Origin of the sequence: Spiroplasma melliferum KC3, assembly GCF_000236085.2 — a bacterium.
GTDB lineage: Bacteria > Bacillota_I > Bacilli_A > Mycoplasmatales > Mycoplasmataceae > Spiroplasma > Spiroplasma melliferum.
In genome coordinates, this window is sequence record NZ_AGBZ02000001.1 from 165,497 (window position 1) to 191,407 (window position 25,911).

At 28.8% G+C, this 25,911-nt stretch carries 26 protein-coding genes and 11 tRNA genes; 5 read left to right on the top strand and 32 right to left on the bottom strand.

Features of this window, described 5'->3' with window-relative positions; genetic code table 4:
- Positions 1-77: 77 nt before the first annotated feature.
- Positions 78-1,208: a phosphatase PAP2 family protein gene (locus SPM_RS00815; protein ID WP_004027725.1), complete on the top strand. Its 1,131-nt coding sequence runs from the start codon at positions 78-80 to the stop codon at positions 1,206-1,208.
- Positions 1,209-1,300: 92 nt separating this feature from the next.
- Here SPM_RS00815 and SPM_RS00820 read toward each other — a convergent pair whose 3' ends face one another.
- The 8 genes from SPM_RS00820 to SPM_RS06745 all read right to left on the bottom strand — a co-directional run bounded on the left by SPM_RS00820 (position 1,301) and on the right by SPM_RS06745 (position 10,630).
- On the bottom strand, positions 1,301-2,491 hold the full coding sequence (locus SPM_RS00820) for an acetate kinase (protein ID WP_004027726.1): 1,191 nt from the start codon (positions 2,489-2,491) through the stop codon (positions 1,301-1,303).
- A gap of 17 nt (positions 2,492-2,508) precedes the next feature.
- Positions 2,509-3,486 (bottom strand): phosphate acetyltransferase, encoded by a 978-nt coding sequence (gene pta, locus SPM_RS00825; protein WP_004027727.1) that lies wholly within the window; start codon positions 3,484-3,486, stop codon positions 2,509-2,511.
- 103 nt (positions 3,487-3,589) lie between these two features.
- On the bottom strand, positions 3,590-4,243 hold the full coding sequence (locus SPM_RS00830) for a copper homeostasis protein CutC (protein WP_004027728.1): 654 nt from the start codon (positions 4,241-4,243) through the stop codon (positions 3,590-3,592).
- The gene (locus tag SPM_RS00835; RefSeq protein WP_040584399.1) at positions 4,244-7,288 is read right to left on the bottom strand and encodes a DNA polymerase III subunit alpha; all 3,045 of its coding nucleotides are present in this window, start codon (positions 7,286-7,288) and stop codon (positions 4,244-4,246) included.
- 67 nt (positions 7,289-7,355) lie between these two features.
- Positions 7,356-7,706 (bottom strand): hypothetical protein, encoded by a 351-nt coding sequence (locus tag SPM_RS00840; protein ID WP_004027730.1) that lies wholly within the window; start codon positions 7,704-7,706, stop codon positions 7,356-7,358.
- The gene (gene thiI / locus SPM_RS00845; RefSeq protein WP_004027731.1) at positions 7,690-8,889 is read right to left on the bottom strand and encodes a tRNA uracil 4-sulfurtransferase ThiI; all 1,200 of its coding nucleotides are present in this window, start codon (positions 8,887-8,889) and stop codon (positions 7,690-7,692) included. The genes SPM_RS00840 and thiI overlap by 17 nt, the downstream gene beginning before the upstream one ends.
- 15 nt (positions 8,890-8,904) lie before the next feature.
- The gene (locus SPM_RS00850; RefSeq protein WP_004027732.1) at positions 8,905-10,170 is read right to left on the bottom strand and encodes a septation ring formation regulator EzrA; all 1,266 of its coding nucleotides are present in this window, start codon (positions 10,168-10,170) and stop codon (positions 8,905-8,907) included.
- A gap of 31 nt (positions 10,171-10,201) precedes the next feature.
- Entirely contained in the window at positions 10,202-10,630 is a 429-nt protein-coding gene (locus SPM_RS06745; RefSeq protein WP_004027733.1) for a hypothetical protein, read from the bottom strand.
- A 291-nt stretch (positions 10,631-10,921) separates the two neighbouring features.
- Here SPM_RS06745 and rpsD point away from each other — a divergent pair, with 291 nt between their 5' ends.
- The gene (rpsD, locus tag SPM_RS00855; protein WP_004027734.1) at positions 10,922-11,536 is read left to right on the top strand and encodes a 30S ribosomal protein S4; all 615 of its coding nucleotides are present in this window, start codon (positions 10,922-10,924) and stop codon (positions 11,534-11,536) included.
- 47 nt (positions 11,537-11,583) lie between these two features.
- Here the strand turns inward: rpsD and SPM_RS00860 are convergent, their stop codons facing one another.
- From SPM_RS00860 to SPM_RS00940, 18 genes are all read right to left on the bottom strand, one after another.
- Positions 11,584-12,180, bottom strand: coding sequence for a hypothetical protein (locus tag SPM_RS00860; RefSeq protein ID WP_004027735.1), 597 nt, complete (start codon positions 12,178-12,180; stop codon positions 11,584-11,586).
- 496 nt (positions 12,181-12,676) lie between these two features.
- On the bottom strand, positions 12,677-12,799 hold the full coding sequence (locus SPM_RS06915) for a hypothetical protein (RefSeq protein WP_004027737.1): 123 nt from the start codon (positions 12,797-12,799) through the stop codon (positions 12,677-12,679).
- Positions 12,800-12,937: 138 nt separating this feature from the next.
- Positions 12,938-13,684 carry a glucosamine-6-phosphate deaminase gene (gene nagB / locus SPM_RS00865; protein WP_004027738.1) on the bottom strand — a complete coding sequence of 249 codons (747 nt, stop codon included), beginning with the start codon at positions 13,682-13,684 and terminating at the stop codon, positions 12,938-12,940.
- A 43-nt stretch (positions 13,685-13,727) separates the two neighbouring features.
- Positions 13,728-14,891: an N-acetylglucosamine-6-phosphate deacetylase gene (nagA, locus tag SPM_RS00870; protein ID WP_004027739.1), complete on the bottom strand. Its 1,164-nt coding sequence runs from the start codon at positions 14,889-14,891 to the stop codon at positions 13,728-13,730.
- 23 nt (positions 14,892-14,914) lie between these two features.
- Positions 14,915-15,607, bottom strand: coding sequence for a hypothetical protein (locus SPM_RS00875; RefSeq protein WP_004027740.1), 693 nt, complete (start codon positions 15,605-15,607; stop codon positions 14,915-14,917).
- Between the two features lie 95 nt (positions 15,608-15,702).
- Positions 15,703-15,778: transfer RNA gene (locus SPM_RS00880), tRNA-Phe, on the bottom strand.
- 5 nt (positions 15,779-15,783) lie between these two features.
- Positions 15,784-15,859 (bottom strand) — tRNA-Asp (locus SPM_RS00885).
- A 2-nt stretch (positions 15,860-15,861) separates the two neighbouring features.
- Positions 15,862-15,936 (bottom strand) — tRNA-Met (locus SPM_RS00890).
- 52 nt (positions 15,937-15,988) lie between these two features.
- Positions 15,989-16,081, bottom strand: a tRNA-Ser gene (locus SPM_RS00895).
- A gap of 35 nt (positions 16,082-16,116) precedes the next feature.
- Positions 16,117-16,193 (bottom strand) — tRNA-Ile (locus tag SPM_RS00900).
- A gap of 1 nt (position 16,194) precedes the next feature.
- Positions 16,195-16,271 (bottom strand) — tRNA-Met (locus SPM_RS00905).
- Positions 16,272-16,303: 32 nt separating this feature from the next.
- Positions 16,304-16,379, bottom strand: a tRNA-Ala gene (locus tag SPM_RS00910).
- Positions 16,380-16,395: 16 nt separating this feature from the next.
- Positions 16,396-16,472 (bottom strand) — tRNA-Pro (locus tag SPM_RS00915).
- Between the two features lie 23 nt (positions 16,473-16,495).
- A tRNA-Arg gene (locus tag SPM_RS00920) sits at positions 16,496-16,572 on the bottom strand.
- A 41-nt stretch (positions 16,573-16,613) separates the two neighbouring features.
- Positions 16,614-16,689, bottom strand: a tRNA-Cys gene (locus tag SPM_RS00925).
- Positions 16,690-16,779: 90 nt separating this feature from the next.
- Complete coding sequence (locus tag SPM_RS00930; RefSeq protein ID WP_004027741.1) at positions 16,780-18,399, bottom strand: DAK2 domain-containing protein; 1,620 nt, start codon at positions 18,397-18,399, stop codon at positions 16,780-16,782.
- 112 nt (positions 18,400-18,511) lie between these two features.
- Positions 18,512-18,850, bottom strand: coding sequence for an Asp23/Gls24 family envelope stress response protein (locus SPM_RS00935; protein WP_004027743.1), 339 nt, complete (start codon positions 18,848-18,850; stop codon positions 18,512-18,514).
- Between the two features lie 118 nt (positions 18,851-18,968).
- Complete coding sequence (locus tag SPM_RS00940; RefSeq protein ID WP_004027744.1) at positions 18,969-19,310, bottom strand: hypothetical protein; 342 nt, start codon at positions 19,308-19,310, stop codon at positions 18,969-18,971.
- A 237-nt stretch (positions 19,311-19,547) separates the two neighbouring features.
- On the opposite strand from SPM_RS00940, the gene SPM_RS00945 reads away from it, so the two are divergent.
- The 3 genes from SPM_RS00945 (at position 19,548) to SPM_RS00955 (ending at position 20,718) form a co-directional block, all read left to right on the top strand.
- Positions 19,548-20,171 (top strand): hypothetical protein, encoded by a 624-nt coding sequence (locus tag SPM_RS00945; RefSeq protein WP_004027745.1) that lies wholly within the window; start codon positions 19,548-19,550, stop codon positions 20,169-20,171.
- 158 nt (positions 20,172-20,329) lie between these two features.
- Positions 20,330-20,527: a 50S ribosomal protein L28 gene (gene rpmB, locus SPM_RS00950; protein WP_004027746.1), complete on the top strand. Its 198-nt coding sequence runs from the start codon at positions 20,330-20,332 to the stop codon at positions 20,525-20,527.
- A 106-nt stretch (positions 20,528-20,633) separates the two neighbouring features.
- Positions 20,634-20,718: transfer RNA gene (locus SPM_RS00955), tRNA-Leu, on the top strand.
- A 40-nt stretch (positions 20,719-20,758) separates the two neighbouring features.
- Here the strand turns inward: SPM_RS00955 and SPM_RS00960 are convergent.
- From SPM_RS00960 to rlmN, 6 genes are all read right to left on the bottom strand, one after another.
- Complete coding sequence (locus SPM_RS00960; RefSeq protein ID WP_004027747.1) at positions 20,759-21,367, bottom strand: thiamine diphosphokinase; 609 nt, start codon at positions 21,365-21,367, stop codon at positions 20,759-20,761.
- On the bottom strand, positions 21,354-22,034 hold the full coding sequence (gene rpe / locus SPM_RS00965; RefSeq protein WP_004027748.1) for a ribulose-phosphate 3-epimerase: 681 nt from the start codon (positions 22,032-22,034) through the stop codon (positions 21,354-21,356). Before rpe ends, SPM_RS00960 begins: the two co-directional genes overlap by 14 nt.
- Before the next feature lie 12 nt (positions 22,035-22,046).
- Positions 22,047-22,916 (bottom strand): ribosome small subunit-dependent GTPase A, encoded by an 870-nt coding sequence (gene rsgA / locus SPM_RS00970; protein ID WP_004027749.1) that lies wholly within the window; start codon positions 22,914-22,916, stop codon positions 22,047-22,049.
- Positions 22,917-22,922: 6 nt separating this feature from the next.
- Positions 22,923-23,936: a protein kinase domain-containing protein gene (locus SPM_RS00975; protein WP_004027750.1), complete on the bottom strand. Its 1,014-nt coding sequence runs from the start codon at positions 23,934-23,936 to the stop codon at positions 22,923-22,925.
- Positions 23,937-24,029: 93 nt separating this feature from the next.
- Positions 24,030-24,791 carry a PP2C family protein-serine/threonine phosphatase gene (locus tag SPM_RS00980; protein ID WP_004027751.1) on the bottom strand — a complete coding sequence of 254 codons (762 nt, stop codon included), beginning with the start codon at positions 24,789-24,791 and terminating at the stop codon, positions 24,030-24,032.
- Between the two features lie 2 nt (positions 24,792-24,793).
- Positions 24,794-25,831, bottom strand: coding sequence for a 23S rRNA (adenine(2503)-C(2))-methyltransferase RlmN (gene rlmN / locus SPM_RS00985; RefSeq protein WP_004027752.1), 1,038 nt, complete (start codon positions 25,829-25,831; stop codon positions 24,794-24,796).
- Between the last annotated feature and the right edge of the window lie 80 nt (positions 25,832-25,911).

Genomic DNA, 25,911 nt, shown 5'->3' on the forward strand with positions numbered 1-25,911 from the left:
TAAAAAGAAAATAGTCTATATTTTTTACTAACCTCTTACTTAATTAACAACGATGAAAGAAAAAAGGAGGAAACTATATGCACCAAAAAAATAACATCTTTTTTATTAAAAAAAAATGAAATATTTATTTTTTTGCAATTCCGTTATTCGTAATTTCTCTTATTAGTTTAGGAGTTCTAATTGCAACAGGATGATATCAAATTGATTACCAAATTGCTGCTGAACTTGCAAAACCTTTATCAAATGAATTTGTTAAATATTGAGTACGTTTTTATGATCAATTAGGAAATACTGAAATATTCATTGTAATTATCATTTATTTAGCAATTTTGTTAGAAACATGGTTTTTACTTAAAATAAAACAAAAAAAGCAAAAATTTGTAAAAAATTATTGGCTTACTCTAGGTTATTATTTTCTAGCCATAGGAGCATGGCTTATTGGTAATATTGTTAATTTATCTTTAATTCCAAGTCTTGACGAGGGATTTGGTCCTGGAATTGACTATCTTTTATTTGATAATTATAAGTATAAGTTAACAAGTTCTATTTTAGTTTTTCTTTATCAATCAATCTTATTAGGAATTGGCCTTTATTATGTTCGCTATCGGTTAGTTAAAACCAACCGTTTGTTAACAGAACAAACATGGTTAAAAGCAACTAAAGGATTAAGTTTTTTAATTAGTACATATATTATTATTGTGATTTTAAAAGGAGCAACACATCGAATTTATTATTATAATGCTATTTTTGGTGATTTAATTAATGCTCATCCTGAATTCTTAGATGCCTATCTTAAATCAGGTTTTCATTTTGGATATAACTTAAATAATGGTTATCTTAATAATATTCCCTGAGAATGGCAATATCCTTGGTGAAAACCACCAATTGGTTTATTTAGTAATGTTAATATGCCAACATTTAAAACCCCATGAGAGTATGCTTTTCCAAGTGGTCATATTAATGCTACATATTGTACTGGTTCAATTATTCTTTTATTTTTAAAAAACAAACAAAACACTAAAATTAACTGAAAAATAAAACTTTGTTTTATTATTTGATTAATTCATGTTTTAACAATGAATTTTGCTCTTGTAATTGAACGCTTTCACTGAATTTCTGACACTGCATTTACCTTTATTTTTTCAAGTGCCATGATTTTAGTTGTTCATTTTAGTGTTAATAAAATTTTTGCAAAACGCTTAATTTAAAGATATTTTAATATGAAAAGGTTTAGGTGTTATCAAACACCTAAACCTTTTTTATCGTGAATAATTAAATTTTAAGTAGTAATAAAATTATCTTATGAATTAATTAAATGATAAGTATCTTCACAAATCATTACTTCTTCATTTGTTCGCATCGCATAAATAAGAACATCTGATTTTGATGTTGAAATTAGATTTTCTGTGTCATATGAACTTTGATTTGCTGAAGGAGATAATTCTAAGTTCAATAAAGTAACTTCATTAACGACTAATTGGCGCATTTCATCAGAATTTTCACCAATCCCAGCGGTAAAAACAATTGCATCTGGTTTTATTTTTAAATCATTAGCATAACTAACAATATATTTTGCAATTCTTTTTGCACTCATTAGCAACGCTAATTTACTACGTTGATTATCCTTGCTACTTTTAAAAACATCACGTAAATCAGATGATACTCCCGAAATTCCTAATAAACCAGATTCTTTATTTAAAGTATTAGTTATTTCATCTAATGTTGTTCCAATTTGATTTGCAATAAATTGGTGAATTGAGGGGTCAATATCACCACTTCGTGTTCCCATAATTAATCCTTCTAATGGCGTTAAGCCCATTGAAGTATTAAAACTTTTTCCATTTTTAACTGCACAAATTGAAGCACCATTGCCTAAATGACAAATAATTGCATTAAGTTCAGTTGCTGGTTTTTGTAAAACTTCAGCTAATCGTTTTGTAATATAACGATAAGAAATGCCATGAAAACCATAACGGCGAACTTGATAATTACTATATCATTCATAAGGAACTGAATATAAATAATTTTCCTCAGGAATTGTTGTATGGAATGAAGTATCAAATACTGCAACATTTGGTACATCAACAATCTTACGAAAAGCTTCAATTGCGGCAATTGAAGGCGGATTATGCAGCGGAGCTAATGTTACCATTCGTTTAATTTCGGCAAATACTTCATCGTTAATAACTATTGATTGTGTAAACTTTTCACCACCATGCACAATTCGATGGCCAATTCCTTGAATATCAGCAAAATCTTGAATAATATGATGTTCTTTTAATTTAGCGATTAAAACCTTTGCTGCTGCTTTATGATCTGGAAAATCTTCTTTTGTTTGAAACTCCTGACCATTAAATTTAAGGGTAAAAATTCCATCAATGTTAATTCGTTCAGCAAGTCCTTTACAAATTACTTCATAATTTTTTGCTGAATTAACTTTATATAATTGAAATTTCATCGAGCTACTACCAGCATTTATTACTAAAATCATTTTTCTTTTTTTCCTTTCTAATCATTTGATTTATGTATACATAAATACGCTGTTACTAAAACAGTATTGTAAATATCATTAATAGTGGCACCACGTGATAAATCATTAACTGGGCGGTCTAATCCAATCACAATTGGACCAATTGCTTCAAATCCTCCCAATCGTTGTGCAATTTTATATCCGATGTTTCCCGCATCTAAATTTGGAAAAACAAAAATATCAACAGGAGCTTTTAAAGATGATGATGGTGCTTTTTTATTACGAATAGTATCATCTCATGCGGCATCAAATTGAAATTCACCATCAACATAACAATTTTTTAAATTCTTTGCTCGTACAAGGTCATAAGCAGTACGAACTTTATCAACAGAAGCCCCACGTCCTGAACCTTTTGTTGAAAATGATAATAAAGCCATGTTTGGATTTTGAAAGGCAAAAACTTGACTAGCCTCATATCCTAAATAAGCAATATCTGCTAATTCCTCGGCCGTTGGATCAATATTTAAAGCACAATCAGTAAAAATATAGCGCTCAGTATTACGAACCATTAAAAAAAATGATGAAACTAATTTTACATTTGGTTTTGCTTTAATAATTCGTAACGCTGGACCAATGATATCTTTTGTATCATAAGTAATCCCCCCAACCATTCCATCAGCTAATCCTTTTTTAACTCATAAAATTGCCAAATAATTGCATTCACGAACTAACTGTTTAGCTTCTGATAATGAAACTTTTCCTTTACGTAATTCAACTAAATATTCTGCTAATTCTATTTCATTTTGTTCTTCTGCAACAAGGACTTCACTTTGTAATTCGTCAATTGTTGAAGGAACTTCTGCTCGTGTTGCAAAAACAAGAATTGGCGTAATATTTGTGCCAATTAATTGTTTAGCTACTGTTTGAATTCGTTCAGAATTTCCTTCTGGAAAAATAATTTTTATTTTTTGAGAAAAGGTATTAATTTTTTCAAGTATGTTTTCTAATATGTTCATTTTTTATTCCTTTCTGCTATTAATCATTACCAAATAATTATATTACTTTTTTTAAAGTTTTTAGAAAAAGTAATAAATTAATTATAATTAATTAAAAATTTTCCTATTTTAATTGTTGAAGTTTTGTCACATCAAGTTCAGTGTTTCATGTTCCATCATAGTGAACAGCACTGCCAAGATGAATTGCATCACAATAATGACTAACTTCCTGATAATTAGTCAAATTAATACCACTACCCCCTTGAATTTGAACGCCATAATTTCGAAGGTTTTGTAAAGTTACTAAATTTTCCATAATTGGAGTTATCCCACCTTGTGTTAAAATTGTGCTAACTCCTAACTGTGCTAATTGTTGAATAGCAGTAACTTTATCTTTAATCAAATCAAAAGCCCGGTGAAAAGTAACTGCTAGTGGATATGCTAAGGTAATTAATTCTTGCATCCGTAATAAATCAATTTGGTGATTAGGTGTTAAAATGCCAACAACAATTCCTTCTGCCTTTGTTGTTTTAATATAAGCAATATCTTTTTTAAGTTGAAAATATTCATCAGAAGGACAATAAAAATCAGTGTCACGATGACGAACCATTACCCGAATGGGAACTTTAATTTGCTCAGTACATTCCCTAATAACTGCATAGGGTGGTGTAAACCCTCCCTGTGATAAGTTAGTACATAATTCAATTCGGTCAATATTCCCAGCTTGTTCAATAATTTGGCATTCTTGATAGTTTCTTGCAATAACTTCAATAAACATTTATTCTTGCTCCCCACTAATAAACTTAATACGGTTAATAATCCCATTAATTTTATTATTATATGTTCCTAACTTAATATTTAATAATAATACATTATTAACTTTTAATAAATTAGCATAATCCTTATAGATACCAGCAAAAGCAGTAATACTAATTTCGCCACTTTCATCATAACAATCTAAAAATGCCATTTTATTATTGTTTTTATCAGTAATTATTTTTAATCGCTTCACTAGAATTAAAACATTTGTTGATCCTAAACTTAAACGTAAATTACTAATTAATGTTGTTTTATCTTGATATCCTGCTTTTTCACGAATATATTTTAACGGATGATTTGATAAATAAAACCCTAAAAATTCATATTCTTTTTCTAAACAAATAACTTCATCGTTTGGTTCAATTACTAATTCTGGTTTTTCAGCTAATGAAAAATCAACAACTAAATTTTCATTCTCTTCTTGAGTTTTAATTAACTCAATGTAAGTAAGAATCCGTTGATAATTATTAAACAAAGTAATCCGGTTCAACTTAAAAACATCTAATGCTCCGGAAAAACATAATGCTTCATAAGTTTTTCGATTTAAACCTTTTTTATACAGGCGAATAAACAAATCGTATAAATCCGTAAACATTCCATTAGTTTGATACTCTTGGGCAATTTTATTAAAAAAAGCGAAACCAATTTGTTTAATAATTAATAATGGAACACAAATTTGATTATCAATAGTATGATATTGTCGATATGGAGCATTAATATTTGGTGGGACAATTGTTAAATGATTCTTTTTTGCTAAAGCAATATAATCATTTGTTTTATGTTCATCACCAATAACATGTGTTAATAAACTAGCTAAAAACTGGGAAGGATAATTTGCTTTTAAATAGGCCATTTGATAACCTAATAATGAATATGCAACTGCATGGCTCCGATTAAACCCATAGGCAGCAAATTTATAAATTAATTCTCAAATTTCTTGTGCTATTTTTTCAACATAATGATTTTTAACTGCTTCTTCAATAAATTCAGTTTTCATTTGACTCATAATTGATGCATCTTTTTTTCCCATTGCACGACGAAGCACATCAGCTTTAGCTAATGAAAAATTAGCAACTTTTTGAGCAATTAACATAACTTGCTCTTGATAAACAATAATGCCATAAGTTGGTGCTAAAATTTCAGCTAACCGTTCATCAATATAAGTAACTTTTGCTAAATTTTTTTTCCGTTTAATAAACAAGGGAATGTTATCTTGGGGACCAGGACGATATAACGAAGAAGTTGCAACAATATCCTCTAATTGGTCCGGAACCATATCAACTAAAACTTTCGTCATCCCTGGTGATTCTAATTGAAAAATCCCTTTTGTATCTCCTTGAGCTAATAATTGATAAGTTTTTTGATCATTTAATGGTAAAGTGTTAACATCTAATTTTACTTTTGTTTCTTGGTAAATATTATCAATCACATCATGTAAAATTGTTAAATTTCGTAATCCTAATAAATCCATTTTTAAAATTCCCAATTCTTCTAAATAATTCATTGAATATTGCGTTTGATAAATTCCATTATAGCCTTCTTTAACTGGGATAATTGTTTGTAACCGTTGTTGCGTTAAAACAACACCAGCCGCATGGGTTCCTGTTTGGCGTGGTAAACCAATAATTTTTTTTAAATGTAAAAATACTTGGGGGTATTTTTTTTGATAAATTTCAAAAAGAGGATTTGAATTAATTGCTTCTTCATAATGATAATTATATTCTAATGGAACTGCTTTGCTCATCTTGTCTGCTTCTTCAATTGCAATATCAAAAATTCGGCAAATATCTCGAATTGCCATTTTCATTCCAATCGTTTGAAAAGTGATAATATGTGCAACATGTTCACTCCCATATTTTTCAAATAAATATTCAACAACCATTTCTCGTTTATCATCTTCAAAATCAATATCAATATCTGGTAAACTTTTTCGCTCTGGATTTAAAAAGCGTTCAAACAGTAAATTATAGGTAATTGGATCAATTGTCGTAATATCTAATAAGTAACTAACTAAACTACCAGCAGCACTGCCTCGACCAGGCCCAACAAAAATATTTTGTTGTTTTGCATAACGAACATAATCTCATACAATTAAAAAATAATCATTAAAACCCATTTTATTAATCACTGTTAATTCATAATTTAACCGCTCAAGATATGTTGTTTTAGAACTACTAATTCTTTTTTGTTTTAAAGCTGTTTGACAAATTTCTTGTAAAAACTGTTGTGCTGTTTGACCTTCTGGGGTTGGATAACGTAATAAATTATCAAAAATAGTCCCTTTGTGTAAAGGAAAAACATTAATTCCAGTAATAAATGTTTTAATATTGTCAAAATATTGTTGATAATGGGGTGGTGGTGATACTCAACCATATAAATCTTTCATTTTACTTTCTTTAAATAAAGTTTGTGTTTTAATTGTATCAACAACTTTATAAGCAATAAAATCTTCACTTGTAAAATATTGTACTTTATTATTTCAAATAATTTGTTCACTTGCAAGTAATGTTTGCAGTGACTCTAACAATGATAGATTGCCATTATTAATACCTAGATATAAATCTGTTTCAACTTTTAAAAGGTTCTTTAGCGTTTGATATAATTCAGGCTGATAATCATCTGTTGTATAATTAATAATAATCTTAACATCTGTTGTTAAAAACTTGCTAATTTCATCTAATGTTACATTTTTTTTATGTTCAGTATTAATCATTACTAAAGATGAAATTTCAACTAAATTAAAATAACCCTTTTGATTACGGGCAAATAAATTCATATTATAAGGAATATCATTAAATCAAATAATAACATTTAAGCCAATAATTGGTTTAATTTTATTTTTTTGACAAAGTTGGTGAAATTCATAAACCCCAAACATATTATTATCACAAATTGCCAATGATGATAAACCCGTTGTCATAGCATAAGTAAAATATTTATCAAAAGTAATTAAAGATGATAATAAACTATAACTTGTTCGAACATTTAAATGGGGAATTGTCATTGTTGCTACCTCACTCTCCTTTCATTTTAACGAAAAAGAAAATAAAAACCACACTTGTGGCCTAATTTTATAATTTAATTGCAATAATAATAATCATAATAACAATTAAAAGTGCTAAGATCCCAAAAACTAAATAACGTCATAAACGGGCTTTTTTCTTTGGAACCATTTCTTTTAATAATTCTTTTTCTAAATCAATTGCATTTTCATTATAAAAAGAATTTTGTTCTTTGTTCATATTTATTACTTTAATATCTTCATCTTTAACATCACGAATAATTGAAAATTCTTCATCAATTAAAATTGTTTCTTCTAATAAATTTGTTCGTGATTGTTCTGCTTTTTGTAATTCAGATTCATTAACTAATTGTTTTGTTACTTCTTTCTTTTTTTGAAAAAAACTAGTTTTCTTCTTCATAAATCACATCCTTACCAACGACATATGTTTTTATATTTTTTTTAATTATAACATCAATAATTTCTGCTCACATTAAATTTTTTTCTTGAAATTCTGCTTGTTTTATCCGTGGTTTTGTAACCGGATTCTTTGGAACAAATAAACTACAACAATCTTCAAATGGTAAAATTGATGTCTGATAAGTATCAATTTGTTTTGCAATATCAATGATTTCATTTTTATCAAAACATAATACTGGTCGCAAAATTGGCAATGTAGAAACAGCATTGATCGTATTAATACTTTCAATTGTTTGCGAAGCAACTTGCCCCAATGATTCTCCAGTAATAATTGCCTGACATTTTAATTCTTTGGCTAATAAATTAGCGATCCGATAAAACATTCGTCGCATAATAATAATTCGATAACTAGCATCAGGAATATGCATTAATTCATGTTGTAACATTGAAAAATTAACCACATGCAAGCGCTGCTGATTTTGACCAGCATAATAATTTAATTTTTGAACTAAAGTTTTAACCTTTTGTAATGCTTCTTCAGTCGTATGTGGTGGTGTTGCAAAATGTAAATATTCAACATTCATGCCCCGTTTCATTGTTAAAAAAGACGCAACTGGTGAATCAATTCCCCCCGATAGCATTACTAATCCTTGACCAGATATTCCAACTGGTAAACCACCAATTGTTTTAATTTTATTAACAAAAACATATGTAAATGTTCGTCGTACTTCAACATCAATTTGTAAAACTGGTTGATGAACATCAACCTTAACCTTTGTTTGTTGTAATATTTTTGGTGCTAATTGTTGTTTAATTTCTGTCGATGTAAGTGGAAAAGTCTTATCATTTCGGCGCACTTCTAATTTAAAAGTTGCTGGTTGATAATAATTTACAATATTAATTGCACAATTAGCAATTTCTGATAAATCACAACTAACCTTTTTGGCTAATGATAAAGATGATGAACCAAAAACATTTTTAACAATGTTAACAATTTCTATACTAACTGTTGCATCTAATAATTCAATAAATAAACGATCAAATTCTTTTTTAAGTTGATATTGATTTTCATAGGCTACTAATTTTGTTTTAATATTATTAACTAAAACTCTTGTAAAATTATTACGGTTTTTCCCTTTTGTTGTTAATTCCCCATAACGAATTAATATTACATCAAAATTCATTTTATACTCCATTTCCTATATTTTTCCTTGTTCTTCATGAATAATTTTTAACGCTAAAAATAATGAGCCATCATAATCGCCATCGCGATAAGCAATCTGAGCATTACGTAATTGGTCATCAACATCATCATTTGTTAAAATAAATTTTTGTGCATAAACTAATGTTTCTTGTGATAATAAATCTAATAAAATATTATTTTTAATTTTCTCAAACAATTTTAAAACTTCTGTTTTTAACCGATTTAGTTTACCTGTTACTTCATCAACTTCACTAGGATTATTAACATCAAATGATATTCGTTTAATTTTTTCTAATGATTGGCGATAATCACTAATTGCTTTTTCATATTTTGTTAATAATTTTTTATATTGTAATTGATTTAAGCGAACTTCAGCTTGTAATAAAACAACTTCTAATAAATGAATTGTTTTACGAATTTCAGTTTCTGCAAAATTACGTTTTTCAATAATCTTAACAACATTTTCTAATGCTTCTTGAGTTACAACAGCATTTTCTAATAAACGCACTAATTCTTGATTAAAATTAACATAATCACGACCATTACGATTAATTTCTAATACTAAGCGGTTAGTATCATGCGTTAAATCCTTTGTTTTTCCCATTGCTTCACGATAAATACCTTCTTCATGCGCCGTTAATGTTGATGAACTACGCAATGCTTCAATTTGTCGAGAAATCGCATTAAAACTCCGTTCAATTTTATTAATATAATCCATCATAACTTGATAATACTTTTTAAAGCATGAAATAATTGCTTTTTGGTGCTCAATACTTTGATCAAAATCACTAATTTGATTAATAATCTCAATTGTTTTCTTAGTTGCTTTTTTATATTGCAAGTTATCAATATATTTAGAAATTAAAATTTTAGTTTCATCAATATTTTGAGTTAATTCATCAAAACTATACTTTAATAAATCACGGCTACTTTCATCTTTATTAAAAAGAACATATTTATCTTTTAATAAAGAAAGCTTGTTTGGAACTACTTTCGTTAATAAAGTTTTAATTTGTGGAATGTTATCTAAAATCTCAACAAAAATAGTTAACGAAGTAGTAATATTTGATAAAATTTGTTCTGTTTTAACAAAATCACCCGCTGTTAAATAATCCTCAAATTCATCAAACATACTTTCAATATTTCGTTCAAAATCACTAATCTTTTTAGAATCTAAGGATACATTCATTTGTAATTTTACGGCATCTTCTAATAATGAATTAAACATTTTCTTATGTGCTAAAATATAATCTCGTTGCATAATTCAATTCGTAATTGACTGTTAATTTCATCTAATAATCGACGAGCTTCTTCTTCCATAAAGTTAATTCTTTTAACAACGGAATAATTTTTTGTACTGATACTTTTGGCATTTTCTTTGATGCTGTTTTATTAATTTGATATAACTTACGAAATACTTCTAAACAACTTATTAATTTTTTTTCATAAATAATTTCATACTTTGTTCGTCATATAATCAAGTCTTTTGCATAGCGATTATTATAACGAGCAATTTCAGAAATCCGAAAAATTTTATGTTTTAATGGTAATCGTTTTAAAATATCAAATTTTTGTAAAACTTTAATTTCAATTGTTTTTAAATAACGCTTTTGCCCTCAGAACACTAGTGTTACTATTAATAGTAATAGGCAAGCAAAAAATAAAATCAATAACGTTAATTTAATTGGATTATTAATAATATTATTAATAATATTTCCCATTTTGCCTAACCCCCAATCATTACTATATATCAATTGAATTATAGCACTTGCAAAAGATATTACATTAAAAATTAGAAAAAAATATTGAATTATCCTTGATTTTATTATACAATATTCCCTAGACAACACAGAGAAGCAGCAGAATTGCATAGTAATGTTCTTAGTTTTTTATTAATTAGGATTTAATATTAAAGTAACCCTAGCTGTTAGGGCGAAGCAAAAAACTTCCTTTATTAGAGCAATTCAATGAATCTTTTTGTATGTCATAATGATATATAGGAGGTTTTTTTAATGGCACGTTATCGTGGAAGTATATTTAAAAAAGCAAGAAGATATGGTTTTAGTATCTTAGAAAACGACAAAGAGTTTTCAAAAGGGAAAAAAAGAACAACACCACCTGGTCAACATGGACAACGTCGTTCAAAATTATCAAACTATGGATTACAATTACATGAAAAACAAAAAGTTTGTTATATGTATGGTTTAACAGAACGTCAATTTCGTAACACTTACAGTAAATCAAAAAAAATGAAAGGAATTGCCGGAACAAACTTCTTAATTATGTTAGAATCACGTTTAGATAATATTGTGCATCGTATGGGACTATCACAAACAAGAGCAGGAGCTCGTCAATTAGTGAATCATGCTCATATTTTTGTTAATGGAAAAAAAGTTGATATTCCATCATACAATTGTAAACCTGGCGATGTGATTAGTGTAAAAGAAAGTTCACAAAAGAATGTTAAGATTTTAGAAAGTTTAGATAGTCAAGTTAGTACATTAGAATTTGTTAAATTTGATAAAACTAAAATGACAGGAACATATGTTCGTTTCCCTCTTCGTGAAGAACTAAATAGTAATATTAATGAAGCATTAATTGTTGAATGATACAACCGTTTAGTTTAAAAAACATCTCAAAAGAGATGTTTTTTTATTTGTTAAAGTTTTACATATTATCTTGTTACTCCTAGTTTTTTCAATCTTTTATAAATTTGTTTATTTTTATCATTGCTTCACAAATCATATTTAGTATTAAAAGATTTTAGTAAAGCATAATCAAAATTAAGGTTTACTAGTTGTTTGATGCATTTAAAATAATCATTTTTAAGTGGCAAAATAATTTCTGTCACTTTTTGTTTTCAAGCCTGTTTATAAACAATTCCACTATAAATATCATTTAATTCAGGAACAATATAATTATAGATTCCACCCACCCCACAGGTTTCACCAGAATTTTGGGCTGGATTTGGATATTCAACAATTTTAATATGTAAAACTAAATGTTCTAATAAATTACAATAGACTAAATGATCAGCTTTTTGATAATCAAATGGATTTTTCTTTGCATATGCTGGAGTTGACAAAATAATTGCTTTATCTTCATCAATATGATGAATATATAAGCCTTCGTTTCCCCGCGTAATTCCACTTGTTTTTTTGATACAATCATGATCAGAAAAGTAATCTTTTGCAACTGGCCCATATTTTTTTAATAAATAATTAACGCATTCAGCATATGACTGTGATAATAATTGTTCAATTTCAGTCATTGAGCATACCCCCAATCTTAAAATTAAGAGCGTGTTTTAATTATTATTCAGTTAGTAAATAGTACTTAAATTATATCAAAAAAAGTTTTTATAAAAATCACTTTTAAAAATTATATAACCTAAATATGGAGGATATTAATCACCCTAAAGCAAATAACAAAATTTATAATTTTATAACATAATATTATCTTTTTTTATTTAATACACATACTTAAAATATCTAGAGAATGTCTTGTTCTAAATTATTTTAATTATCTTATCACAAAAACCTTGCAATTCAACTGTTCACTTAATATAAAAAATAGTATTTACTAATACTATTTATCTGCTAATTTTTTAAACTTGTTACTAGTGAAGGGTTTTCCATAATATCATTTTTTCACTCAGAAAACTTTTGCGATGCTGTATTATAATTTATTTTATTTTCCATTATCGCACCCACTTTTACTATTCAATCTATCTAGTATATGACAAAGTTATGAATTTATCAATAGTTTTATTTATTCGTTTTATATAGTCGATTTTCTTCTTCTTTTTCAATTGTAAAAGTTTCAACTATATTTAGCATTAATTCTTCCCAATATTCCATATAGTCTTTTTCAATTATATTAGTATGCATAAAAACAAACCCCATTTATTATGTTAATTTTGTCACAATAAAAACCTTTTTATCTCAATTATACTCCTGCTAAAAAAGTAATTTCTTTGGACAAAAAAGGTTTTTATTAATATTCCTAAATTTTGTCTTAATTCATTCTTAACCAAGATTAATCCCTCTTGTTTGCAGTAATCCAGCAGCTGCTTTATCAACCACAACAGTAACATCTTGATGCATTTGTAAAGCCGTACAAGGTCATAAGTTGCTAATTTCACCTTCAACTAGTTGTTTAACCGCGTGTGCTTTATTTGGACCATTGGCAATTAAAATAATTTTTTTTGCATTTAAAATTGATTTAATTCCCATTGAAACTGCTTGGTGAGGAACATCACCTGCTGAAGCAAAAAAACGAGCATTAGTTTCAATTGTTGAAGGAACTAAATCAACAACACCTGTTAAAGAATTAAAATCTGCTGGTGGTTCATTAAAGCCAATATGTCCATTAGTACCAAGTCCTAATAATTGTAAGTCAATTCCTCCCGCTTTTGCAATCAAACTATCATATTCTTTCGCATAGTCAATATAATTACCTGTACCTAATGGGACATAAGTATGTTTTTTATCAATATTTAAGTGATTAAATAATTTTTCATTCATGAAATAACGATAACTTTGTGGATGGTTTGGTTCTAAACCAATGTATTCATCTAAGTTAAAAGTCGTTACTTTACTTCAGTCTGTCTTATTTTTTTTATAATCTTCAATAATATATTGATAAGTTGTTTCTGGTGATGAACCAGTTGCTAAACCAAAAACAACTTTTGGATTTTGTTGCACATAATTCACAAAGATTTGCCCAACAACTTTTCCAATTGCATTTTTATCTTCAACAATAATTAATTTCATTTTTTATTCCTCCTATTGTTTTATAATTTATTAAAACAAAACTTTATTTTTGTGTTAAATTATGTTGTGAATAAGCAATCTCACCTTCACATAAAGTCATTAAAACTTTTAAATCAACATCTAACACAACTAAATCTGCTAATTTACCAACCGCAATTGAGCCAGTCGTTGAATAAATTCCTAATTGTTTGGCAATATTAGTACTAGCAACTAATGCCAAATCTTGTAATGAACAATTAGTGAACTGATGAAAATTACGAACACAATAATCATATGTTGCAACTGACCCCGCAATCGTAGTTGTTCCTTTAATGACAACTTGCTGTCCAGTTTTAACAACTGGCAATGGTCCAAACTGATATTCACCATCAGGCAATCCTTTTGCAAGCATTGCATCAGTAACTAAACAAATTCCTTTTGCTCCTTTAATTTTATAAGTTAAATTAATAATATTTGGATCAATATGAATTCCATCACTAATTAGTTCACATAAAATTTCATCAAAATTTAATGCTGCCGGAACAACTCCTGGCTGATGATGATCATATTTACTCATAGCATTATACAAGTGCGTCACATGGTGTACTCCCATTGCTACTCGTTTTGCTACTAAATCATATGTCGCATTTGAATGCCCAATTGATGGTAAAATTTGATGTTCTAATAAAAACTGTGTAAAAGTACCATTTTCTTCTTCGGGTGCATATGTAACAATCCGAATGTTATTATTTGAAACTTTCATTCATTTTTCTAACAGATGAAGATTTGGTGCTTGCAATAATGTTTCATCATGAGCACCTTTAAAATTATGAGAAATGAAAGGTCCTTCTAAATGAGCACCAATTTGTCGCGCTTGGGGACCATTATTATAATTTTTCATATAATCTTGATATACCGTTAAAATTTTCGTTAAAGTCTCATCACTACCAGTAATCATTGCTTGACAATATTTGGTAATTCCTTCTTGCGGTACTACTTGAGCAAATTTTTGAAAACTAGCAATTGTTCCTTTTTCAGTATCTTCACCATACCCACCATGAACATGACAGTCAATAAAACCAGGCATAATAATTGCTTGTTGCAAATCATAACCCACTTGGTCAGTTTGACCAGCTGTAATTTTAACAATTTTATCATCTTTAATTTCAATTCAACCATTTGAAATTATTTGTTCTTCACAAACTATTTTTGCATTTTTTAAAATCATTTTGTTTCTCTCATCTTTCTATCTTAAAACTTAAAATTTATTGGTAGTTTTTTAAGATCAAAGGTAACTTTCTTATGCCCCAAGCAACGATAAAGCAATGCTAAAATTAACATATGATTATTTTCCCGAACCAAATAAGTTTGCTTTCCAACCGTAATTTTGACCCCAATATCAATAAATTCAACATTTGAAATATCTGTTAAATTAAACTGTACTACTTTCTTATTATTATTCTTATCTAACCCATCAATAATAAACCGCTTATTAGTAATTAATAAAACACCCTTACAAAAAAACTTGATATCTTTATGTGCTGTAAAAAGATGAATATTAACAGCATTATTTTTAAAATGACACTTTTCCTTCGGCTGTAAATCAAATGCTACTGGCAAAACTTTTAAAGGTCGTCATAATGTAAAATTAACCTCTTCAACATTATAAATAAACTCTTGTTCACGGCCAGTTAACACTAAATTTAGTTTCCGTTGATATTTGTAAAATCGGTGAATAAAATCTTGAGTATAAGCAAAATTTTTTAAAATTCAACGTTTAAAAATTCAATATTTAAAATTACGGAAATTCTCCGTTCCCATCTTTTTTTGATAACGGTCTAAAACAAAGCGCGGTTTATATTTAAAATTATCTTCATTTAACGTAAACTTTCACTCTTCACGTTTTAAATAAAAGGTTATATCTTTTGTTAATCTTGAAAACATTACCATCACCTTTATTAATTATATAACAAAATTAAAAAACTCTAAATTAATCTATGATTAATTTAGAGTCTAGGGTTATTTTTAACTAAATTCAATGGTGGTTCAGGACAGAATTGAACTGCCGACACTTTGAGCTTCAATCAAATGCTCTACCAACTGAGCTACTGAACCACGATTGGCGGTCTTGACGGGACTTGAACCCGCGATCTCCTCTGTGACAGAGAGGCATGATAACCACTTCACTACAAGACCATTGGTTGCGGGGGCAGGACTTGAACCTGCGACCTTTGGGTTATGAGCCCAACGAGCTACCACTGCTCCACCCCACAATTTTAATACTATCACAACTTAACTTTTAATTGCAAGTTTTTTTCTGAAAAATGGCGGAAGATGAGGGATTCGAACCCCCGCGCGGCTTTCACCGCCTGTCGGTTTTCAAGACCGATCCCTTCAACCAGACTTGGGTAATCTTCCAAAAATGCTCGTAAAGCAACTAAATAAATAATAAATGGTGGACCCTACTGGACTTGAACCAGTGACCATCCGGTTATGAGCCGGATGCTCTAACCAACTGAGCTAAGGGTCCATGGTAGCGAGAAAGAGACTTGAACTCTTGACCTCCCGGGTATGAGCCGAGCGCTCTAACCAGCTGAGCTATCCCGCCATATCAAGTTTAATTGCTTTATTAATTGTTAATGGTGGACCCGAACGGGATCGAACCGTCGACCCCCTGCGTGCAAGGCAGGTGCTCTCCCAGCTGAGCTACGGGCCCAAAATAGTATAAAAAATGGTCGGAAAGACAGGATTCGAACCTGCGACCCCTCGGTCCCAAACCGAGTGCTCTACCAAGCTAAGCTACTTTCCGAAAAAAAATAACATTTAAATAAATGGCGCGCCCAGAAGGATTCGAACCCTCAACCTTTTGATCCGTAGTCAAACGATCTATCCAATTGATCTATGGGCGCATAAGAAATAAAGCAATATTTAAATGTTGAGCAGATTTAAATGGAGGCACTAGTCGGATTCGAACCGACGATCGGGGAGTTGCAGTCCCATGCCTTAGCCACCTTGGCTATAGTGCCATAAAATCTAAACCCCTACTATATTATCATATTCATAATTCATTTCAAGATAAATAAATAAAAAACTTAAATTCATTTTATTATTTTTATTTACTCAACAGCAATTAAAAATGGGTATAATGTTTGATCACCATCAATAAATTCATATTCAACATCAAAACTTTCATCGAGATATTTTCGAATTGCATTAATATCTCGTGTTTCTGCTTCTTCACCAGTAAAAATTGTAACAATTTCTGTTGATTTTGTAATTGCTCGGTCAAACAAGTATTTCATTGTTCGTGATAAGGTTGGAAATGAACAAATAATTTTTTTATTCATAATCCCCATATACTCCCCTTTGTTAATTTTAACACCATCAATTGAAGTTGTTTTTGCTGAAACAGTAATTGATAAACTTGTCACATTTTTAAGACTTGCTTTTAATGTTGAATAAATCTTTTTCGGTGCTTCTCCTGGTTCAAATGATAAAGCTGCTACCATTCCTTCTTGAATTGATGTTGTTGGCACAATATATACATTTGACTTACGTTCAACTTTGGCTGCTTGTTGTGCTGCTAAAATTGCATTACTATTGTTTGGCAAAATAAACACATCAACCGCATCAACTGCTTCAATTGCATTTAAATAATCATCAGTTGATGGATTCATTGATGCTCCACCATTAACAGTAAATTGAATATTTAAATCAGTTTTGAAAAAATTGGCAATTCCATTTGATGGTGTAACGGCAATAATAGCCGCAGGATTTTTTAATTGCCGGTCAACTTTAATTGTCTTAACATGTTTGGCTGCTTGTAAATTCATATTTTCAATTTTAATATTCTTAAACTCACCATGTTGTTGTAAAAAAGTTAAAATATAACCCGGAAGTAAAGTATGAACATGAACTTTTAAAATATCATTATCAACAACTGCAACAATTGATTTTCCACCTTGATCTTCTAATGTTTGGCGAATTTGCATTATATTAATTTTATTAATATGCTTATTATCTAACATTACAATTGCCTCAGTACAATAACCAAATTCTTCATTTTGCAAATCCATAACAACATTATCACCAGTATTTTCAACTTGTTTTTTTCGTTGTGGCACAATTTTTCCTGTTTTTCAATATTCTGTAATGCCTTCAAATATTTTTACTAACCCAAAACCACCTGAATCAACAACACCAACTTCTTTCAAAACTGGTAGTAACTCCGGAGTATGATTCAATGACTCAGTTGCAAAATCAACAATTTTTTGGAATAACTCTGGAACAGGGATTTCTTTTTCTAATGTTGAAACATGTTCCGCAGTTTCACGGATTACAGTTAAAATTGTTCCTTCAACCGGTTTCATCACCGCTTTATAAGCAACTTCATTAGCTTGTGAAATTCCTGCTTTAACTGAATCAAAATTTAATTCATCAAATTCTTTTAAACCATTGGCAAAACCACGAAAGATCTGCGATAAAATAACACCTGAATTGCCACGTGCCCCCATAATTAAGCCACGCGCAAAAACATCAGCAACCTTACTAATTGATTCCGAATTGAGTTCATTAATTTCCTTAACAGCATTAGTCATCGTTAAATTCATATTTGTTCCTGTATCTCCATCAGGAACTGGAAAAACATTTAATTTATCAATTTCTGGATAAAAATTATATAAATTATTATAACCGCTGATCAGTGAATCTTTAAAAGATTTTGCATTAAATTCCATTTCTATCACCTTTACATTTTTCATCAATTAATTTCCCTTTTTTAGTTCTCCTAAGTGATATAATTGTAAATCTTGCATCATTCAAATATCTCATTTTAATAAAATTTCCTACCTAAATTAATAAGTCTTGAATATTTACATTCACATAAATCATAATATCATTTGAATAAATATCCAGTTTTTCTAATTCATATTTAATCCTAATTTGTATTTCTTGGGCAATATCTTTAATATTTACTCCTTCTAGCAAAATAATAAAGATTTCTATATAAAAATTACGACCATCTTGTCTCAATTTAATTGACTGTGAGTAATCTTTAAGTAGCATTATCACATTGTCTTCATTATTTTCAGTATCATCAACCTTTGCGAATCCAGCGACCCCAGGGACTGTAATTACTGCTGCATGAACTAAATCTGCAATTTTAGCTACATTAATTTTCTCAATCATAAAAATCACCACTAAACTAAATTAACATTATTAATTATAACGAGAAAATACAATAAAGCAATAAATTTATTATATTTTCTTAATTAAATTGTTAACTCTTTGTTGTCTTTCCCCCTTATTATTTAAAAAAATCATCAATGTTCGTTAGCATATGACTAGGACTAACAAGTTTTTCTAATGTTTTCTCTTCCGCTAATATTAATTCTTGATACTTTAAAACAAAGTCTTTTGTATTAATTTCTTTTTTTTCTGAAACATTTTTAATTTTAATACATTCATTAATATCCTCTCAAGAAAATCCATGTTGTACTCTTAAAGAAGCTATTGCATGAGCAATACTATGGTTTAACGATTCTTGATTACGTTTGCCACCAATTGTATTATCAAATGATAAAGTTTGAGTAAAAGAATAATGATTATTCCCTTGTTCACTTGTTTTTCGTACTGTCATTTCAATCATAACATTTTCCTCCTAGATGTAATTCTACTATAAATTAAGGATAATTACTACCTTTTAAAGTTTAATCATTAAGCAAATTATTTACTGAATACTAGGCAAATTAAATAAGCATTAATTATATAATAACTGCGATGTTATAAATATATTATTTTTCAATAAAATAAGTTACTATATAATTAGTGTATGACTATTTTAATTAGTAAATAACATTACTTTTCAATAAAAAGGTGTAAACATATGAATAAAATAGAATTTTTAATTAATTTAGATAAGGTGAACAGTGATTTTAAAAAATTATTAAAAGATTTTGATAAGTTAGAAAATAAATATCTTAAAATAATAAAAAAAGATAAAAATCTAAAAGAAACAATAAATTTAGAAGAATTATCAGATATTAAAAATGTTTCAAATGAATTATATACAGAAGTAATTTTCCCCCATTTTCAACATAAAAATGAAGAAATCATTCCAAATGGCCGAGAAATTATTGAAACAGTTACGGGTACTTACCAAAATTTAAAAACTAAAGTTAATAATTTTGTCTTAAACACAGACAAAGCAATAACTGATGCTCAAAAAAATACCCAATGATATTTACCTAAGTCAAAGATAAATCCAATTGCAAAACCACCACGCGTAAAATTATCTGATCAAGAATTATTAAATTTAGAATCACAGCCAGGACCAAGTGGGGTTCAAGCACAAGCCAATAAAAAAAGCCCACCATCTGTTCCTTCCAAACCACATTTAACAGAGTTACAAAAAAAGAACATTATTGCAATTAACAAACAAGTAAAAAATATGACCCAACAAGAAAATCAACAGGAACAAACAACACAAGTTGAAGAAAATTCAAGGTAAGGTGAAGATGAATAACACTTTTAATAATGGTTTTATCCATTTTTTAACTTAAATTTAGCAAAAAAACTGATGGTTTTCATAAAAATTAGATTTATACTTGCTTTTAATTTAAAAATTAGTTATTATTTTATAGTATGCAGATATAAAGGAGTGAAATTATGGCAAGAAAATGTGAAATTACTGGTAAAAGTGCTTTATCAGGAAACAAACGTTCACACGCGTTAAATGCAACCCGTCGTAAATGAAATGTTAATTTACAAAAAGTAAGAATTGTTGTTGACGGTGAAGTTAAAACATTACGTGTTGCAACAAGAACTTTAAAAACATTAAAGCGTAAAGGACAAATTGCGCAATAAATAAAGTTTAAAGAAACATTGATAAAATAATAAAAAAGGAAGCATAAATTTTAAAATTTATGCTTCCTTTTTCTCTAAAATACGATAAAATTAAAAAGGTACAAATGCCCATGTGGCGGAATTGGCAGACGCAGTAGACTCAAAATCTACCGAAGAAATTCGTATCGGTTCGAGCCCGATCATGGGTACCAAATTTTAAAGCAAAAAATAATCGGTTTAAAAAACCGATTTTTATTTACTATAAATTGCGACAACTTGACCTGCTAAAACATCAATATTTCCTACTGACGCAAGAAATTCATTGCTAACTGCATTAGGCGATAATTCTACTAATTTTAATTGTTTAGCATTATATTTTAAATTACTAATCGTCACAGTTGCTGATTGTAAACTAAATAATGAAAAATAACGATAACCTGACTTTTGATAAACTTCATTCATTCCTGGTTTTAGTAAATAAGCATAAGTATTATCATTCATAAAAATGATATTGTAACGACAAATAAAATTAAAACAACTCAACTCCATATCAAATCGATTGCCTTGGGCAATAAAAATAATTTCTTGTGGGTTTAATTTTAAAGCTTCTTGTAATGCTAATTCACCATCAATATGATCTTTAATTTGGGAAACTATTAGTAACTCTTTTGCTTTATTAGCAATCAGTTTTGCTTCTGTTGTTGTCAAACTATCTTGGTCACAGCAAAAAAGATCAAAAGTAGCAAAAGTTTTAATTAAATCTAAGGCACCCCGTTCAACACCAATTTTATAATAATCTTGATACTGCTGTAAATCTAAGTTTGTTTCTGAACAAACAATTAAAACTTTATTTGTTTTCATTTGCTAATAATCCTTTCAACCGGGTTGCTAAATCTGCATGACCAAATAAATAACTACCCGCTACTAATACATCAACCCCATATTGTTTACAAAGAGTTGCAGTCTCAGCATTAATTCCTCCGTCAACTTCAATTAATGTTTTGCCATTATTTTGATCAAGATAGTCTCGTAAGGCTTTAATCTTTGTTGCTGCAGCTGAAATAAAAGTTTGACCGCCAAAACCAGGTTCTACTGTCATTACTAAGACTAAATCAAGATGTTTTAAATAAGGGAAAATAACTTTAACTGGGGTTGCTGGTTTAATTGCTAACCCAATTTTTATGTTTAATTTTATTCGTAAATTTAAAAATTCAGTTAATTGTGGTGGGGTTAATGCTTCATAATGCAAAGTAATTGCTGATGCACCCGCTTTAATAAAAGGCAGCAAATAATTTTCAACACTACTATTTTTAATTTTAACCATTAAGTGACAATCAAGATACAAATCACTATAACTAGTAATATCAGCTAAAATCTTTGGACCAAAAGTTAAATTTGGTACAAAATCACCATCCATTACATCAAAATGAATTCATTGTGCGCCAGCTTCCTTAATTGCTGCTAATTCTTCTTGTAAGATTAAATAATTTGCACTTAAAACACTTGGTGCAACAAGATATTTTTTCATCATTACCTCTTTCTATTGCTCTTGCATAATGCGAACATAATCATTATAAAAAAATTGTGGAATAATATTTGCTTGAACTAATGCTTTTATTTTGCAATGCGGTTCGTGTAAATGTAAACAAGTTCGAAACTTACATTCATTAGCATATTGATTAAAAAAATGATAAGAGCGTGCTAATTCTCCTTTTTCATAATCTCTTAAATCAAATGTTGAAAAACCTGGCGTATCAGCAACCATTCCATTTAATAACTCATATAATGCGCTAGTTGTGGTTGTATGTTTTCCTCGCCCTAATGCTTTAGAAATTTCTTGCGTCTTAATTATTTCCGCTTGTAATAATGTATTTAAAGTTGACGACTTACCACTACCAGTTTGCCCAGTTAACACTGAGATTTTATTTTGAAAAAGTTGTTCAAATTGTTGTCATATTTTTTTTTCATCTTTTTTATTACTAATAAAATAAACTTCATAACCTAACTTTGGATACCAGTTAAAATATTTTTGATAAAGTTCATCTGTTTTCAATAAGTCTTTTTTAGTAAAAACAATAACTGGTTTTAAGTTTTTATATTCAATAAATGCTAAATATTTATTTAATAAATATGAATTAAAAGTCGGTTCTGCCATTGCTGTAATAATAACAACTTGATCAACATTAGCAATTCGTGGACGGTATAATTCATTTTTACGAGGTTCAATTTGATAAATAATTCCTTGCTTGTCATTTTGAATTTCAAATTGAACATAATCACCAACAACTGGCTTAATTTCTTGATGGCGAAATAATCCTTTTGCTTTGCAAGCATAAATTTGATGATCAGTATCATTTTTAACATAACAAAACTCGCTAACAATGCGAATAATCATTCCTGTTTGGTGCATATTATTCTATCCTGGTAAAAACAAGCAAAGACAAACTAAGGCACTAATAAAACTAACTAGTAAGAAACTAAATCACCAAGCAACCTTAATTCTTAAAAATCATGGATAAGAATAATACCGATCATAAAGTTTGCGCTGTTTGCCTTTTACTTCAAACAAATTTGATAACTTTAAAGGTTTTTCAGATTGATGCTCTGGTGCTTCAATTGCTTGTAAACTATTATTAAAATCTGCTACTGTCTGAAACCGCTCACTTGGATCTTTTGCGATTGCCTTTAAAATAATATTTTCTAAACTTTGTGGTATCAACGGATTTACTAACCGTGGTCGTAATGGTAATTCTTTAACATGTTTAACCGCAACAAATGTTGGGTTTTTCCCAACAAAAGGAGCCATACCAACTGCTAACTCATACAACATAATGCCTAAAGCATAAATATCACTACGTTTTGTTGCTGGTTTTGATTGAACAATTTCTGGTGCCATGTATTTTGATGTTCCAATGATTTTACCACATTCTAAATCTTCACTATTTTCTAAAATTGCAACACCAAAATCAGCAACCTTAATTTTACCATCATATGAAATTAAAATATTTTCTGGTTTAATATCACGATGAATAATATCATTATGATGAGCTTCGGTAATAGCTAAATTAATTTCATCAAAAAAATATAATAATTCTTTAACAGTACAAGGACCTAATGTTAGTAAGCGGTCTTTTAAAGTATAACCTTTAACTAATTCCAAAACTAGACAATGACGATCATACGCTTGAAATGAGCCATAAACTTTAACCACATTATTATGGGAAAACTGCGCAATTGAATTATATTCTTTATTAAAACGTTCCACTGCTTCTTTATTTTTTGATAATGTCAATGTCATAATTTTAATTGCAACATGTCGTTTTAATAACATATCATATCCTTCAAAAACTTCAGCCATACCACCATCGGCAATTTTGGCTAAAATCTGATAACGATTATGTAACATAGTTCCAATTGTGATTTGTTCCATCTTCTGCACCCTTTTACCTTATTATTTTAACTTGTAAACATCATAACACAAAAAAACTAAGAAGAAAAAACAACAAATAAAAATAACAGCGCTTTAATCTGTTATTTCAAAAACAATTCCGGTTAAATTATCAGTTGATAGGTTTTCTAATGCCCGATCAATTAAAATTTTAACTTTATCGTTTAATTTATTTGCCGATTTTAATGTTTCAATTAAATCAATTTCATCAATATAATCATGAATTCCATCGGTGGTTAATAAATACTGGCCTTTAATATCCTCAATAACATAAGTATCAATTTTTAAATTCTTTGTTGGTCCCAAAGCACTTGTTAATACTTTTCAAAAAGTATGCATATTATATTGTTTTTTATATTGACCTTGAAATTCTAATTCTTGTTTTTCTCGATACTCTGTTGAATTTTCCATATTTTGGTCAGTAGTAATTTGATAAATTTTATCATGATGTAATTTATATAACCGTGAATCACCAATATTAATAACATATACTTTTCCGTTAGCAATTAATGCAGCAACAACTGTTGTTCCCATATCACTTGTATCAGGATAAATTTGAGCATAAGTAACCATTTCTTGTTGAATTGTTAAAATTGTTTGACGAAACCATTTATTAATTTCTTCATCGGACAAATGGTTAAAATTTGTCCGTTTAAAATGTTCCACCAAACTATCAACAGCCATTTTACTGGCAACTTCGCCATGTTGATGACCACCCATCCCATCACAAACAATGGCAATATAATTGTTAAAACTATTATTGGCAAAATCAAAGTAATCTTGATTACTACTACGATAAGCACCAATATCAGTTTTGTATCCAAACCGTATTTGCATAATTATTTTCTAATAATCCCTTCATTTTTAGCTCGTAATTGACCGCAAGCAGCATCAATATCGTGACCAAATTCACGACGAACAATACAATTAATTTTTTGTTGTTGTAAAGTTTCAAAGAATTGATTAATTTTAGTACTACGTTGATACCCATTTTCTGCAACTGTGTTATAAGGAATTAAATTAACATACGCATTTAATCCTCGAATTAATTTTGCTAATTCTAATGCTGTTTCACGACTATCATTAACATTCTCAATTAAAATATACTCAAAAGTAACACGTCGATTAGTTAACTCAATATAATAACGAACTGCATCCATTAATTTTTCTACTGGGTAAGCTTTATTAATTGGCATTAATTGATTCCGAATCGTATTGTTTGGAGCATGTAATGAAATCGCTAAATTAACTTGCGTCTTTAACTCTGCAAATTGTTTAATTTTTGGAACTAACCCACAAGTAGAAATTGTAATATGGCGCGCACCAATTTGATAACCTTTTGGGTCATTAATAATGTTGACAAACTTAAGCGTATTATCAAAATTATCAAATGGTTCACCAATTCCCATTACTACAATATGACTCACACGTTCATTTGTTGTTGCTAGATAACGATTAACCATCATAACTTGTTGAACAATTTCTGCCGTTGATAAATTCCGTGTTTTTTTTAATAATCCTGAGGCACAAAAAGTACATGCCATATTACAACCAACTTGTGTTGTAACACAAACAGAATTACCATAACTTTGGGGCATTAAAACTGTTTCAATTTTATAGCCATCGGCTAATTGAAACAAAAACTTTACTGTTCCATCTTTCGACTGTTGTTGAACAACAATTTTTAATGGCTCAATCGTATAATATTCTTGTAATTTATTACGATCAGTTTTAGAAATATTTGTCATTTCATCAAAAGAATATATGTTTTTGACATATATTCAATCAAAAATTTGCTCTGCTAAATATTTCTTAAAACCATGCGCAACTAAATCTAACTGTAATTCTTCTTTTGGATATCCAAAAATTGATGTCATTATTTTCCACTCCATTTTTATATATTATAATTTTATCACAAAATAGCATTTGTTAAAATAGACAAAAAAAACATTAATTA